This window comes from Psychrilyobacter piezotolerans (genome assembly GCF_003391055.1).
GTDB classification, from domain to species: Bacteria; Fusobacteriota; Fusobacteriia; order Fusobacteriales; family Fusobacteriaceae; genus Psychrilyobacter; species Psychrilyobacter piezotolerans.
On sequence record NZ_QUAJ01000008.1, the window covers coordinates 23713 to 39316 of the forward strand.

11 protein-coding genes are annotated in these 15604 nt (G+C 31.7%); 1 reads left to right on the top strand and 10 read right to left on the bottom strand.

Translation table 11 applies throughout. The features are described 5' to 3' along the window. Positions 1-149 precede the first annotated feature (149 nt). From DYH56_RS05930 to DYH56_RS05955, 6 genes are all read right to left on the bottom strand, one after another. Positions 150-1355: an HNH endonuclease family protein gene (locus tag DYH56_RS05930; RefSeq protein WP_202922754.1), complete on the bottom strand. Its 1206-nt coding sequence runs from the start codon at positions 1353-1355 to the stop codon at positions 150-152. Positions 1356-1492: 137 nt separating this feature from the next. Then, positions 1493-2362, bottom strand: coding sequence for an AAA family ATPase (locus DYH56_RS05935; protein WP_310739959.1), 870 nt, complete (start codon positions 2360-2362; stop codon positions 1493-1495). Next, positions 2341-3369 carry an ATP-binding protein gene (locus tag DYH56_RS05940; protein WP_114641950.1) on the bottom strand — a complete coding sequence of 343 codons (1029 nt, stop codon included), beginning with the start codon at positions 3367-3369 and terminating at the stop codon, positions 2341-2343. The genes DYH56_RS05935 and DYH56_RS05940 overlap by 22 nt, the downstream gene beginning before the upstream one ends. Positions 3370-3553: 184 nt before the next feature. Beyond that, positions 3554-5155, bottom strand: coding sequence for a KAP family P-loop NTPase fold protein (locus DYH56_RS05945; RefSeq protein ID WP_158539075.1), 1602 nt, complete (start codon positions 5153-5155; stop codon positions 3554-3556). A gap of 1220 nt (positions 5156-6375) precedes the next feature. Then, positions 6376-7809, bottom strand: a complete 1434-nt coding sequence (locus DYH56_RS05950) for an MATE family efflux transporter (protein WP_114641952.1) — start codon at positions 7807-7809, stop codon at positions 6376-6378. 177 nt (positions 7810-7986) lie between these two features. Next, positions 7987-8826 (bottom strand): WYL domain-containing protein, encoded by an 840-nt coding sequence (locus DYH56_RS05955; RefSeq protein ID WP_114641953.1) that lies wholly within the window; start codon positions 8824-8826, stop codon positions 7987-7989. A gap of 213 nt (positions 8827-9039) precedes the next feature. On the opposite strand from DYH56_RS05955, the gene lepA reads away from it, so the two are divergent. Beyond that, positions 9040-10842 carry a translation elongation factor 4 gene (gene lepA / locus DYH56_RS05960; protein ID WP_158539076.1) on the top strand — a complete coding sequence of 601 codons (1803 nt, stop codon included), beginning with the start codon at positions 9040-9042 and terminating at the stop codon, positions 10840-10842. A gap of 61 nt (positions 10843-10903) precedes the next feature. On the opposite strand, the gene lpdA is transcribed toward lepA, so the two are convergent. The 4 genes from lpdA to pdhA are packed head-to-tail and all read right to left on the bottom strand — an operon-like array spanning position 10904 to position 15600. Next, a complete protein-coding gene (gene lpdA, locus DYH56_RS05965; protein WP_114641955.1) occupies positions 10904-12271 on the bottom strand; it encodes a dihydrolipoyl dehydrogenase in 1368 nt (455 codons plus the stop codon). Between the two features lie 11 nt (positions 12272-12282). Further along, a complete protein-coding gene (locus DYH56_RS05970) occupies positions 12283-13527 on the bottom strand; it encodes a dihydrolipoamide acetyltransferase family protein (RefSeq protein ID WP_114641956.1) in 1245 nt (414 codons plus the stop codon). Positions 13528-13546: 19 nt separating this feature from the next. Next, entirely contained in the window at positions 13547-14524 is a 978-nt protein-coding gene (locus DYH56_RS05975) for an alpha-ketoacid dehydrogenase subunit beta (RefSeq protein ID WP_114641957.1), read from the bottom strand. Continuing rightward, positions 14524-15600 (bottom strand): pyruvate dehydrogenase (acetyl-transferring) E1 component subunit alpha, encoded by a 1077-nt coding sequence (gene pdhA, locus DYH56_RS05980; protein ID WP_114641958.1) that lies wholly within the window; start codon positions 15598-15600, stop codon positions 14524-14526. Before pdhA ends, DYH56_RS05975 begins: the two co-directional genes overlap by 1 nt. Positions 15601-15604: the final 4 nt, after the last annotated feature.

The window sequence follows — 15604 nt, forward strand, 5'->3', positions numbered from 1 at the left end:
CCTATTAAAGAACAATAGCTATTAGAGGCTTCAGGTAGTGTAGAAGGGACTGCATAAAGCCGTAATAGATATAGCCTTTTATTTATATATATAAAGTAATTATATAATATCAAATACAATATGCTCATGTCTAAATTAATAACCAATCTTTAAATATCTATTCCAAATTCATCTAAAATATCTTTGGTTAATTTTCCTAAAGGTTCTCCTTCTTCTATTCTATGTTTATAAGGTTCTTTTACTATTTCCTTGAATGATCTTATTACCTCATTTCTTTCCTCAGACGTCAATTCAGAGAAAATATTATCTCCCAAATTTTCTATATATTTATTAGGGCTTTTTTCAATATTTTCAAGCATATTCCTTATATAGGCATTATGAGAAGTTTTATATACTTTATCTAAACCAAACATTTTAATTGTATCTATAACATTATCATGATTTTTAAACCTTATATTAAACTCTATATCAGTTCCTAAAATATTTTCTATTAAAGTTTCTGAAGTTTCAAATTTCACTCCTTTGTCATCAAAACTATTTTTATAAGGATTAATTATCTTATCATAAGTATCTTTACTTCCTTTAAACCTGCTATTACATATCTGACAGCTAGGTATAAAATTATAAAGAGAAAGAGCTAAATATGGATATAGTGATTTAGGGTAAAAATGGTCTAAATCTGCTGTTGTTCTATCACCCTTTTCATTTATATAATTAGTTATATAATTTCGTTGACAATATGGACAAACTCTTATTCCCATTTCACTTATCAAGTCATGCCTGTAATCATCTTTTAAATTATCATAACTAAATATTTCAGATATTGAAGTTATAAAGTTGTTATCTAAAAGTTCAGTTATTATATCGGAATAATCAAAAAGTTTTTCTTTTAAACCTTTTAATTTTTCTTTAGATTCTTTTATTGGAAGCTTTAAAAAGTCGCTATCAATATCTAGTTTTTTTAGTTTTTCTTCAAAGTTTTCCTCATTCCATTCTTCAATTTTTAAATTTAAACCTTTTTTACCCTTTAAATTTTTATTCTTATTATAAAGGATTAAAAATAGCTCCTTTTCTTTTTTCGTTTCACAATTTTCAAAATAATACTTTTCCCAATTGAATTCTCTAGTATTCCTTCGCAAAAAAACTCTGAGAATTTTATTTATAAATTTTTCATTTATATACTTAATAGAATAATGATTTTTCCATTCTAGGTTTATAGAGCTAATTTTTTCTTTTAATTCTTTATTTGTAATAAACTCCACTATATTAGGAGCAATTTTTTTAATATTTTTAAATGATTTGATTGGGGTATCGTCTTCTATTGAAATTTCTTTAAAATTATTCAATATTGTCAAAAGAGTTTGTTTTTGTTCTAAATCTAAACTTTTAAAGCTTTCTTCCCAATCTAAATATTCTAGATGATCTAGCCACCATTTTTTATGTTTTTTTTCTATTTCATGCCACTTTTCTTTATCGCTAGTATCCACCTTTATCATTGGTTTTCTCCCTCTAAAAATTTCTTTAAATCCTTATTACTTAAGTCATACTGATTCATGAGTCTTTTGATTATATCATTATTTTTTTCTTTTTCATTATTTAGATAATCTTCCCACATCCTCTCTAACTTATTTTTTATAAGTTTTTCACCTATTGAATCAATTATATATCTAATTTTTTTTTCATCGTCTTCAGATATATGATAAAGCTTATTTTTCTTATCTTTATCAATAGTAGGTGTCAACAAACTTACTGCCTTTTTAATTTTTTCTGTAGCAAATTCGCCAAAAGTAGAGTCTACAAAAAATGTTTCTTTATATAAATCAAAGATATTAGCTCCGAAAGTATTTATTTTATTTTTTTCTACTGTTTTTCCTAATTTTAAACAAAGAATATTATTTTTTGGTAGATCACTTGCTATAAATGGAGAGTGTGAAGTAATTATTATTTGAATTTTTTTATTTGTTGTTTTCTGAATATTATTTTTTAAATAGATTTTTGAAAAAAAGTTATTTAAAAATTTTATTACTCTTCTCTTCCATTCAGGATGAAAACTAGTATCAAGTTCGTCTATTAAAAGTAATATATTATCCCAATTTCCATCTAAATCTATAGTATTTGTTAAATCGGATAACCTTCCCATAAATCTAAATAGTTTTAATTCTCCAGAGCTTAATTTAACAGGCCATCGAAATTTAATTAAATTTCCTAAAAAGCAATCTATATCTTCTAAGTGAATAAAATTTTCAGTTGAGATACTTAACGCCTCTTTATTTTTTATTTCATAAGAGATACTTTTACCGTCTATATTTAATGTATTTTCCTTTATATTATCTAAATTAATTAATTTATTAAAATAATTAATTTATTAAAATAATTAATTACATCTTCTGATTTTGTTGACGAATAAAATTTAATCGAATCAGGATTATTCATTTTCTTTTCATATTCAATAACTTGATCTTTAATTTTTTTTAAAAAGTTATCTAGCCATTCAAACAAAGAATTGGTTCCCTCTTTAAAATTTTCAATTTCAATTTCATTAAAACGGTTACTATATATATCTTCTGTTACTGCTCCAATTAGTAAACCCCAATAATTTTTTATTGTTCTTTGCCAAAAAAAATTTTCTTTTATATCGCTTGCATTATTTAAATTCCCGATAGTCATTATATATTTATCATATATTTCCATTTTTTTTTCTACAATTCTTGTATCCTCTAAATGTATTTCTTTTTCATAATTATATTCACTTATTTCTAAGTTTATTTTTTTAATAGACTCAAGAGAAGTAATATAATCATCATATGGTAACTCACGAATAAGATCTCTATAATTACTTAAAAAGTCAATTTGTTTTTTAAAATCTTCAAATGAATATTTAACAAAAGGATAATTAGTTACTCCTTCCCTTCTATTTAATAAATATCCAGATTGCAAGTTATAATAATTTGTGTAAAAATAACTATTATAATTATCTATATCATCGGAATAATGCACTATTTTAACTTTAAAATCTCTTTTATCTGAAATTTGAATTTCCTCGCTCTTCTCTTTTACTATTCCTTTAGAGTCTATAAGTTTTATTTTTTCATTATCTTTATAAATGTAAAAATATTTATAATTAAACTCTGCTTCTCGATTATTTTTAATTGTTGATAAAATTTCTAAAAGAGTAGATTTCCCACTACCGTTTCCACCAAAAATACCAGTTATATTAACAATATTCTCTTCGAAAAAATTTTCTAGGTGATCTCTTTCCTCTTTAGTTAAATTACCTTCATTAAATTCAAAACAATACCTAGGACTAAAATTAAATCCTTGATTTTCTATTGTTTTATATTTTTCAACCCACAAATATAATAATTCCAAATTTTCTCCCCCTTTATTGAATAATTAGTGCAATTATAGCATTCATTAGATTTAAATTAAACTTTTTCAAATATTTTCTCTTAAATTTCTAATATATTTAAAAATGGATGTCATTTTTAACATCCATTTCGCTCTTCTAATTTTAAAACTTATATTATGAACTTTCAGTTATAGAACTAATTACTTAATTTCCAGTAATAAAATTATATTTACTATCTAGGTAACCCATCAGTCCAAATTTACCTGTGTTGAACTTATAATTTAGTGGTAACGAAAGCATAAAGGTAAAATATTTTCTTTCGAATGTTTGTTCATCACAATATAATCCACTATGAATATAATTTATTTCATTTCCATTATAAAAAATTTGTTCTCCGGTTAAAAAATTAGGATCATAATACTTTTCATTAGAATCATAATACTGTACTCTATAGCGATATACTATTTCTTTAGATTCTTCATTCATATCATCTTTAGGTTCTTCATTCATATCATCTTTAGGTTCTTCATTTATACCATCTTTAGGTTCTTCATTTATACCATCTTTATATTCTATTTCAGACAATACATGTTGTATTGTGCATATCATATCACTTAAAAATGATTTTCGATTAATTTCCAAACGTGTAGAAAATAAAAAATGAGGGTTTTCGTCCATGTCAAAGCTATAATTTTTTTTCAAATTTTCATCTAACCACTTTAAAAAATCATCTGCTTTCTTTTCTTTAAAGATGAAATAATATCCTAATAAGACACTAAATGTGATATTGTTTTTTTCATTATTTGCGAGAGATTTTAAAAATATTTGATATTTTCTATACATCATATTTATTTCCCTCGCTGTAAATGTTAAGTATAGATTATCTAAACTAGTAAAAAAAATATGTCTATTCAAAGTGTTCAAGTCTTCATAATGGCTAAAACCATTTTCTAAGTTTATTTGATATTCTAAATCTATATACTCTTCTAAATTTAATTCTGGTAATTCTAGAGATAAATCAAAAAACTTTCTAAAATATCCTTCTCCTTTATTTACATCCCCATATAAATTTTTAACACTCTCACCCAATTGTTCCTTATTTATTAAAAATATAAAAATTAATCCCTCTACATTAAAAATATGTTTAACTGCCTCTAATAATTCTACAGAAAAATTAGGAACACATCTATCCAACTCATCTATTATTATCACTTTTTTTCCTTGAGTTTCTTCTGTAAAAATACACTTTTCTTCCAGAGCTATTTTAAAATCTTCTAGAACTTTCTTGTATTTCTTATATTCATCTAGTGAGCTTTCGCTTACTTCGCTAAAGATTTCTTTCAGACCGTCTAGATCTTCATTTGATATTTTTAAGTGTTTTAATAGAGTGCTTATTAAAACTTTAGATCCTTCTTTTAAAACATTTTTAATTAATTTATCAGCCTTTTCCTTTACATCTGATCCAAATTTCATTTGTTCGTTTAACTCACCAATTAAAGATTTTAAAGGTTCTTTGTGATAATCATTTTTCCAAGCATTAAAATTAAAAACTTTAATTCCTGATGTTTCTAATTTTGTTTTTAGTGCTTTAGCAAAAAAACTTTTCCCCATCCCCCAAGACGCATTTATTGATATAGTCCTTATATTATTTTCTAAAGCTTCTTCTCTCTCCATCTCTGGTAATGAACAGCCTCCTCTGTTATCTCTAGTTATCTTCTGCTCTTCAAATTCATTTTCAATTAATTGTTTCAATTGTCCCAAAAATAATTTTCTCTCTACCGTTAATTTATCATAGTATTTTGACACTTTTCCCTCCTTTTGATTTTGTTTTTTATTGCTCGCTAAAAACAACATACTAAATGCTACATCATTTTATATATTGTTTCAATAATTTTAATCATATTTTAGAGCCAAGTTAAAAATAACATAGTTTCTATTTAGAAGTAATGTTATTTTTTATTCTTTCTAAAACTACTATAGGAGGTGTTTTTTATGACACAATACAAAAATACTTAGAAGACAACTATACCAAAGCTACTATTGAAGCTTACTTTAAAGGGATAACTATATTTAATGTATTTTGATAGCAGAGGTGTAATCACAAGGGGAAGTTAGGAGGGGAGTGAGAGGGTATTTTTGAATTTAAAGGTAATATTTTTTTGAAAACCTTGGATATTGAGATACACAGAAGGGGAGATAAAAAAGAAAGTTCTAAAGAGTCCCTCTTTAATACGGGTCTGTTTCTTGTCTTGACACAAGAAATAGACGAAAGAAAGTCAAGAAGGTTTATAAATGTCTTAGGAAGTAATACACGATCGTCATTGTAGGAACAGTACAGCTGAAGTTGGACGACTATAAACTTCGATCAAGGTCTTAAGCAAAAATAAATGTTTTTTTCTGAGAACCTCTATGACCTCTGTGTCTCTGTGTTGAGATTTTTTTAATTCGTGTAATTCGTGACAAAAATAAGGTTCCAAAGTTTCCATCTTTGATACGGGTTCATTTGCTTTTTTTCTGTCATATTTAAATCGCAAAAGATATACTGAGGAGTAGAGTAACATCTAGAAAAAGATTCTAACCAAAAATAAAATATTTTATCTGTGTAGTTCAGAGAGTTTTCTGTGTTCGCAATATTCTTAGTTTATAGAATAAACTTTAGAGATATTGGTGATGCCCATATCGGGTAGTCTCGATAGAGATCCGCGTGCTATGATTTTAATGTTTTCTTAGTGATCTTTCTAGTTATTCCTTTGTGAGCTTAGTGTAAGGAATTTGGTTTGATAATTTAGTGGGAATCTGTGTAGAAAAAAACTCCTGTGCTATAGCAGCAGAAGTTCATAGATTGGTGGCAAATTCAAATTCAAAAAGTCAGATTTTAGTCAGCGTCAAATGTAGAAGGTTCTAAAAATGTCTTCTTAATCTAAAAGAAATTCATAATATTCGTCACCCCGCGGGAGAGAGTGGCAACAGCCGAGAGAGGGTTAAAAAAAGAGTAGATGCAATTTATTCATCTACTCTTATAACTTTTATTTAGTTTTTATTTTTTTTAAATTCTGCTCCACCTCAATCTTGATACCCTGGTCTATTTTATTTTCTACCCATTCATCTTCTGGATCTTCTACCAGACTTTTAAATTCAGATCTTTTATAGAAGTAGACGGCCACCAGCATGGCGATGATATTACTGGAAAATATAGAGTACCAGATTACTTTTTCTGTTCTGCCTATAAAATAAGGCAGTACCAGCAGGGCAGGCAGCCTGAATACCCATAGTCTCGACATGCTGAGATACATGGCTTTTTTTGTCTGTCCCACTCCCTGTAATGCTCCTGTAATTATAGGCAGGACGGCCAGCCCTATAAAACTTAAGGATATATATTTCAGGTATTCATTCCCCAGATATATGATATCTTTGTTGGTGGAGAAAAATCTAACTATACTGCTCCCCCATATTAAAAGGGTGGCGGTACCTGCCACAGAAAAAACAGCTCCTAAGACCGAACTCTTGAATACGCACTCCCTTACCCTCTTTACATCGTTGTTTCCTATATTCTGGCCAACTATAGCTGATACAGCTCCTCCGATTCCCATGGCGGGCATCACTATGAGTCCGGTTATTCTGTTTCCAATTCCAAAGGCAGCCAGGGTCAACTGTCCGTAGGTGTGTACAAAACTATTGAGCACCACAAATCCCATGGCTATGGTAGCCTGCCCGATGGAAGCCGGGATCCCCAATTTTGTCAATTTTTTTATATAACTAAACTCCGGTTTCAGGTCTTTCAGTCTCAACCTCATGGGAGTATCCTTTATAAATAACTGATATACTATATAAAATGACATTATACCTCTGGCAAGGAGGGTAGCTAAAGCTGCTCCCTTAATTCCCAGGTCCAGGTAGAATATAAAGATTGGATCGAGAATTATATTGATGGTCACAGATATAAGACTTAGAATCATAGGAGAGGTAGTATCCCCTTCCCCCTGTTTTATGGAGGAATAGACAAAACTGGCATACATAAGGGGAGCTCCACCGACTATAAGGATCAGATAGATATAAGCATTGCTGTATATTTCCCCTGCGGCTCCCATAACTTTCAATATATAGGGTGTGTTTATTATCCCGCTTACACTTAACAGTACAGAAAAACCCATGGCAAAACTCACAAGCTGTCCTGCTATTTTTCTGGCTTCATCTATTTTTTTTGCACCTATATTCTGGGAGATCAGGGTAGTACCTGCTATCCCTATTCCCACTCCCAGTGCCAGTTGTAAAAACACCACGGGCCAGGCTAAAGTCATAGATGCTACTTCCACCGATCCTAACTTACTCAAAAAGTATGTATCTGTCAGATTATACATGGTCTGTATAAGGTTGTTTAACATTATAGGGAGGGAAAGTAAGATTATCACCTTATACATATCCCCTTCCAATATCATCTTTCTTTTTTTCATTGTTTTCATAGATCACCCCGACTATAAGCTTTTTTTAATACTATAATAGTCTACCATTAAAATTAATCCCTCTCAACACTGCTCTTTTTTATTTTAAAGGTTCATAATGTTTTATTTTTATCCCAGTAAAAACAGATAAACTATATAGATATCTTATGCTGAAAGGTTCATGTTATATGACTCTTTTTATTTATATTGGGACAGGGTATCTTCCAAAAGGGCCTTTATCTTTTTCCGGAGAGACAGGGGCTCCAGGATTTCGGCTTCATTGTAAAATCTGGAAAAATACAGGATGGCTTTTCTGTCGCTGGATTCACAGTAATAGATATCGCCCTCTATCTTGACTAAAGTTGGTTTATAATGGCTTATCCTTTTAAACCATGCCTTCCCCAGATCTGTTAATTTCACCTTTACAATATTCCCATAGGAAAGGAAGGGATCAAATTTTTTATGAACCTTCTCTATATAGTCCAGATCCAGATATCTCTTGTTTTTCCTGAATCTTATTGGGGTCACCTTGGATATCCTGGACAGATTAAAAACACCATATTCCTTTTTTTCATATATCCAGCAGAATAAAAAGTTGTTTTTTTCCTCCGATGTAACTTTAAAAAAATAGGGTTCCACAATATAATCATTGTCCATATGAGTTATTAAAATTTCCTCCTTCCTCTGGATGGATTTTTGTATAGATTCATATTCAGAATAAAAAATCCTCCTCTCCCTCTTATAGTGGGGCTGGGATATATATGTTCTTATAAGATCCCTGAAATATTCCGATTCATTTTGTATCTTGTTTTTAGGCAGTAAGTTCTCATAGATCAGCTTGTTTTCTTTGTTTAAATTAAATTGTATTTTTTTGTTGTCCGAACTCTTCTTAAACGGGTATTTATCCACATTGGTGTAGGAGCTGGTAAACAGTCTGTTGAAAAAACTGTTAATTTTCAGATCAAAGTTCTCTATATCCCTGAATGTTATCTCGTTGACAAAATTTGGGACGGTAAACCTTATTTTTTTATCGTTCATAACTTTCCTCCAATATCATTTTAATCTTTACCTAAGTATATAGTAAAAACTAACTAATTAAAAATTAAAGTCAAAAGATAAATATTCGTGTCCTCGCCGGAAAACAAAGTGAGGTGAGTAATGGTTGCTTTTTCTACTGAGATAGCTTATAATAGAATGTAAAATTATAAGTTAATTTATAAAAAATTTAATATAAACATTAGGAGGAACGTTGTGTCACAAGAATTAAAAAGAAACTTTTCAATAATCGCACATATAGACCATGGAAAATCTACCTTAGCTGACAGGCTTATCCAGTCAACAGGAACTGTTGCCGACAGGGATATGCAAAACCAGCTATTAGACAGTATGGACTTGGAAAAAGAGAAGGGAATAACAATAAAGGCTAATACCGTTACAATTAACTATAAAGCTAACGATGGTAAGACATACCAATTAAATTTGATCGATACACCAGGACATGTAGACTTTATCTATGAGGTGTCCAGATCTCTGGCTGCCTGTGAGGGTGCACTATTAGTAGTAGATGCAGCCCAGGGTGTAGAAGCACAGACTTTAGCCAATGTATACTTAGCATTAGAGCAGGACCTAGAAGTAGTCCCTGTAATCAATAAGATCGACCTGCCTGCTGCTGATGTAGAAAAGGTGAGAAATGAAATAGAAGATGTTATAGGTATTCCTGCTGATGAAGCAGTCCTTACTTCTGCTAAATCAGGTATAGGAATAGAAGACCTGTTGGAAGCTATTGTTAAATTCATCCCTGCTCCTGCAAACAGCGAAGACGGGCCTTTAAAGGCTCTTATATTCGATTCGCATTTTGACGACTATAGAGGAGTTATTACCTATGTCAGAGTTGTAGACGGAACTATTAAAAAAGGAGATAAGATAAAAATATTCTCTACCAATCATCAGTTTGATGTTCTTGAATGCGGAATATTCTCCCCTGGAATGAACCCTACAAATATATTGACTGCAGGATCGGTAGGATATGTTATTACCGGTACAAAGTCTATCCATGATTCACAGGTAGGAGATACTGTTACCAGTGTCAAAAATCCATGTGAACGACCTTTAGAAGGTTATAGAAAAGCCCAGTCAATGGTATTTGCCGGATTATATCCGATATCTACCGATGATTATGAAGATCTGAGAGAAGCCATTGAAAAATTACAATTAAATGACGCTTCCCTTACTTTTGAACCTGAAACATCACTGGCATTGGGATTTGGATTTAGATGCGGGTTCTTGGGCCTTTTACACATGGAGATCATCGTAGAGAGACTTAGAAGGGAATATGATATCGACCTTATATCTACTTCACCATCGGTTGAATATAGGATCCATAAAGAAAATGAACCTATGTATACTATAGACAATCCAGAGGACTTTCCTGGGGGCGGACAGGGAAAAGTAATCGTAGAAGAACCGTATATCAAGGGAAATATAATAGTTCCAAAGGACTATGTCGGCGGAGTTATGGAATTATGCCAGTTAAAAAGAGGAGTATATGTCAGTATGAACTATATCGATGATACCCGTGCTATGATCACATATGAGATGCCCCTTGCAGAGATAGTATTAGATTTTTATGATAAATTAAAATCTAGAACCAAGGGATACGCTTCATTTGAATATGAGATGATTGGATACAGACCTGGAAATCTGGTAAAAGTCAATATTTTGGTATCCGGTGAACCTGTAGACGCATTCTCATTTATTGCACATACAGACCATGCCCAGGCTAGAGGTAGAATAATCGTAGAAAAATTAAAAGAAATCATCCCGAGACAGCAATTTGAAATCCCTATTCAGGCTGCACTGGGGGCAAAAATAATAGCAAGAGAAACTATCAGAGCATTCAGAAAGAATGTTACGGCTAAATGTTATGGTGGAGATATATCCAGAAAGAAAAAACTATTGGAGAAACAAAAAGCCGGTAAGAAAAGAATGAAACAGATCGGTAATGTAGAGATACCTCAAGAAGCATTTATCTCAGTTTTAAAATTAAGTGACTAATATAAAATTATAACCAGCCGACAGATGTCGGCTGGTTTTTTTTGGAAACCCAGGTTGTCAATTAAATATGAATTGCTCTATCCACTATTCCCAGGGCAGATTCTACAACAGCTTCAGACATTGTCGGGTGAGGATGAATAGCCCGAGTTATCTCCCTGGCAGTTCCTTCTAATTCCATGATCGTAACCATCTCGCTAATCATATCAGTTGCATGGCTTGCAACAATATGCACCCCTATCACTTCATTATATTTTTTAGTAGCTATTATTTTTACAAACCCTTTCTCTTCCCCTTCAGCTAATGCCTTCCCATTTACAGATAGAGGAAATTTAGAAATTTTAATTTCATTTGGATATTGTTTTTTAGCTTTACTTTCAGTGAGCCCTACTCCTGCTACTTCTGGAAATGTATAGATACAATAAGGAGCTTTATTATAATCTATTTTTTCATCCCCTCCAAACATGTTTTCCACTGCTATGACTCCTTCATGGGAAGCAACATGTGCTAATTGCATGATCCCATTGACATCCCCGGCAGCATAAACTCCATTTACACTGGTTTCCATCCTATTATTTGTTTTAATAGCTCCCCTTTCTATCTCTAAATTTAAATTTTTTATTTCTTTTAGATTAGGTACCCTTCCTATACAAACTAAAACTTTATCTCCTTCTAATTTTACTTTTTTTTCATTGGAAATATAGTTAATATAGCCATTTCCTATATATTTTGTATTTGCATTATAGATTATTTCTACATTTTTTTCATCCAAAACCTCTGTAATTTCTTTAATTACATCTTTATCCAGGGCATCCAGAATTCTTCCACTTCTTTGAATTATACTAACCTTTGTCCCCAAAGTCGCAAATAGTATAGCAAATTCTACCCCTATTACTCCTCCTCCTATTATTGTTAATTTTTTAGGGATCTCTTTAATTTTTAAAATTTCTGTACTTGTCATCAGATAACCCTTTTCTAGAGCCTCTTTCGTTCCTTCTATTTCAGGAATCCTGGCATTTGACCCTGTGCATATAAGTAAATTTTTACATACTATTTTTTCACCATTGACTTCTACTGTATTTTTATCAATGACATTTCCCAGGCCATTAAACATATCTATTTTATTTTTTTTCAGTAAAAATTCTACTCCTGCAACAAGCTTATTTACCACTCCATCTTTTCTATTTATAACATTTTCCCAATTTATATTAAAACTTCCATCTATATCTATTCCAAATTTTTCAGCTTCTAACATGTCACTAAACAGCCTGGCTGATTTTAACATTGTTTTAGTAGGAATACACCCCACATTTAAACATACTCCTCCATATTTATTTTTTTCTATTATAGCCACTTTCATTCCCAGCTGACTGGCTTTTATACCAGCCACATAACCTCCTGGACCTCCCCCAAGAACAATTAAATCATACATATTTTCACCTCCTAACTTAATAATAATAACTTTGGATTTTCCAGGTAAGATCTGACTTCTTCAATAAATCTCCCACCATCTGCTCCATCTATTATTCTGTGGTCCACTGACAGAGATACAGGTAGGATTGACCTTATCTGAATTTCCGAATCGATTATTACAGCCTGTTTCTTAACTCTTCCTATCCCTAGTACAGCCACTTCTGGATGTTTAATTATAGGAGTGCCTGCCTTGGCGAATTTTCCAAAATTACTCACAGTGAATGTCCCGCCTGTTATATCTTCCATGGATAATTTTTTATCTCTGGCTCTGCTGCTCAAACCTTTTAATTTTTCGCTTATTTCAATTATACTTAAACTGGATAAATCTTTTAATACAGGAACTACCAACCCATAGTCAGTATCCACTGCCACTCCTAAATTTACCTGCTTTTTATAAACTATCTCTTCTCCGTCTATGGTGGAATTAAATACAGGATATTTCTTTATCCCTAAATAAACTGCTTTCATTATAAATGGCATATAGGTTAATTTCACCCCTATTTCTTCTGATAATTCTCCCCTTAATTTTACTAATTGTTCTAAGTCTATATCATCAAACAGGGTAGTATGAGGAATTTCTTTTTTTGAAATACTCACAGTTTTAAAGATAGCTTTTCTTACTAGTGACATCTCTTCCCTTATATCATCACCATTTTCTAAAACTACTGATTTTGTTGTTTCTGCTTTATTATTTAAATTATGAAATTTTTGGATATCCTCTTTCATTACTCTTCCATTTAACCCGCTTCCTTCAACCTCGTTTATATCTACCTCTAAATCTTTAGCCATTCTCCTGGCTATTGGGGTTGCCAAAGACTTTCTCCTGATTACTTTCTCTTCCTTTTCTTCTGTATGAAAACCAGGGATTAATTCATTGGAAACAGTTACTTCTCCCACTACACTTGCTCCTTTTCCTTCTTCTGTTTCTGCTTCTGCTTTTTCTTTTTCTTCTGTTATAGTTTCAATAACTTCAGCAGAACTACCGTCATCTATAACAACTACTACATCTCCTACATTAATAATATCATTTATCTCAAAATTAATAGCGGTAATTATTCCCTTAGCAGGTGAAGGTATTTCAGCATTTACTTTATCTGTTTCAACCAAAAATAAACTTTCCCCTTCTTCTACCATATCTCCAATTTTAAAAAAACAATCTAATACTTTTCCTTGGTGGATCCCTTCTCCAATATCAGCAAATTTAAACTCAAACATTGTCTCCCCCTATCTTTATTTAATAATTTATAAGTTCTTTTACTTTTGATTTGATTTTTTCCGGATTAATCATAAAGTGTCCTTCTCCCTTTGCTAATGGTATCGTAACATCATATCCTGTTAATCTGGTAGGGGGACATTCTAAGTGTAAAAAAGCTTTTTCATTTACTATTGAGATTAATTCTGCTCCTACGCCGAATGATTTTACTGCTTCATGAACAACTAAAAATCTTCCTGTTTTCTTCACAGAATTTTCTATTGCTTCTTTATCGATTGGGGAAATAGTTCTTAAATCAATTATTTCTACACTTATTCCCTCTTCTTCTAAATCCTTTACTGCCAATTGTATTTCCGGGATCATTGCCCCCCATCCGACTACAGTAATATCATTTCCCTCTTTTAAAATTCTTGCCTTCCCAATAGGAACTTCATAGATTTCCATGGGAACTTCCTGTTTAAAAGCTCTATATATCCTCTTTGGTTCCAAAAAAACAACCGGATCCGGATCTTTAATTGCAGAGATCATCAACCCCTTTGTATCATATGGATTTGATGGTATCACAACTTTTAACCCTGGCGTATGAGCTAACATTGCCTCTATACTTTCAGAATGGTGTTCCAGAGCTCTTATTCCTCCACCATATGGCATTCTTACAACCATTGGGACTGTGAATCTTCCCCTTGATCTGTTTCTATACCTGGCTCCATGGACTAACAATTGGTTTAATCCCGGGAATAGAAACCCTTGAAACTGTATTTCTAAAACCGGTTTCATACCATTTATTGCCATCCCTATTCCCGATCCTATTATCCCCGCCTCTGTTAAAGGGGAGTCAAAACATCTATCCTTTCCATACTTGGCTTGAAGTCCTTTCGTTGCCCTGAATACTCCCCCTTCAAAACCTGCATCTTCACCATAGATAACTATTTTTTCATCTTTTTCCATCATTTGATCCAAAGCCTGGTTCAGTGCCTCTATATTATTTAAAGCCTCCATTAATTCCCCCCCCATTTTTTAGCTTCCTCATATTGTTCTTTTAAATTTTCTGTCATTTCTTCATAGGTATATTTAAAAATATCTTCCAGCGGGGTTATATTCTCTTGTTCAGCCTTTTCAAATTCTTCAAATACTGTTTTTTTACATTCTTCTCTAATTGTTTTCTCATCTTTTTCAGTCAGAATTCCTCTTTCTATTAAAAAGTTTTTAGTTCTAATAATAGGATCTTTAGACATCCCATCTAAATGCTTTTCCTCACTTCTATAGATAGTAGGATCATCTGCCGTTGTATGAGGTCCCTGTCTATAAGTTACTGCTTCAATTAAACTTGGTCCATTTCCTGATCTTGCATTCTCTACAGCTTCTTTTGTAGCAAAATACATTGCAAATATGTCATTCCCATCAACTTTTATCGATGGAATTCCTGCTGCAATCCCCTTTTGAGCTAACGTTTTTGCCTTTGTCTGGGATTCTACACCAGTACTTATAGCAAATTGGTTATTTTGAATAATAAATATTACCGGAGCATTTACTACACCTGCAAAGTTTATTCCTTCGTAAAATTCACCCTCAGAAGTTCCCCCATCTCCTATATAAGTTACTACTACTTTATCCTCTTTAGTATATCTAAATGACATTCCAATTCCCGTTGCATGATTAAATTGACTTCCAATTGGCACTACAATAGGCAGCATATTTATATGGTCAGGAATCTTACTTCCCATTTCATTTCCACACCAGTATAAAAAAATATTTTTCATAGGTAACCCTTTATATAACCAGGCAGCATTACTTCTAAAAGCAGGAACTAACCAGTCATCGTCTCTGCATGCAGCCATAGACGCTACCTGTAACCCTTCCTGACCCAGTGTAGGAGCAAAAGTTAACATTCTCCCCTGTCTTTGAAATTTCAATGCCCATTCGTCCTGGATCCTGGACAAAACCATACATCTATACATTTTTAGCAGTAGATCGCGATCTATATCTTTATAGTATTCTTCATTTACTATCTTTCCGGTCTTATCTAATATCTGGAATACTTTTCCTTCTAAAGGATTGTGGTTTTCAAAAATCATAACT

Excerpts from the sequence above, each read along its gene's own strand:
- DYH56_RS05950 (WP_114641952.1), bottom strand. The coding sequence starts at position 7,809 with ATGAAAACAATGAAAAAAAGAAAGATGATATTGGAAGGGGATATGTAT.
- DYH56_RS05955 (WP_114641953.1), bottom strand. The coding sequence starts at position 8,826 with ATGAACGATAAAAAAATAAGGTTTACCGTCCCAAATTTTGTCAACGAG.
- lpdA (WP_114641955.1), bottom strand. The coding sequence starts at position 12,271 with ATGTATGATTTAATTGTTCTTGGGGGAGGTCCAGGAGGTTATGTGGCT.
- DYH56_RS05970 (WP_114641956.1), bottom strand. The coding sequence starts at position 13,527 with ATGTTTGAGTTTAAATTTGCTGATATTGGAGAAGGGATCCACCAAGGA.
- DYH56_RS05975 (WP_114641957.1), bottom strand. The coding sequence starts at position 14,524 with ATGGAGGCTTTAAATAATATAGAGGCACTGAACCAGGCTTTGGATCAA.
- pdhA (WP_114641958.1), bottom strand. The coding sequence starts at position 15,600 with ATGATTTTTGAAAACCACAATCCTTTAGAAGGAAAAGTATTCCAGATA.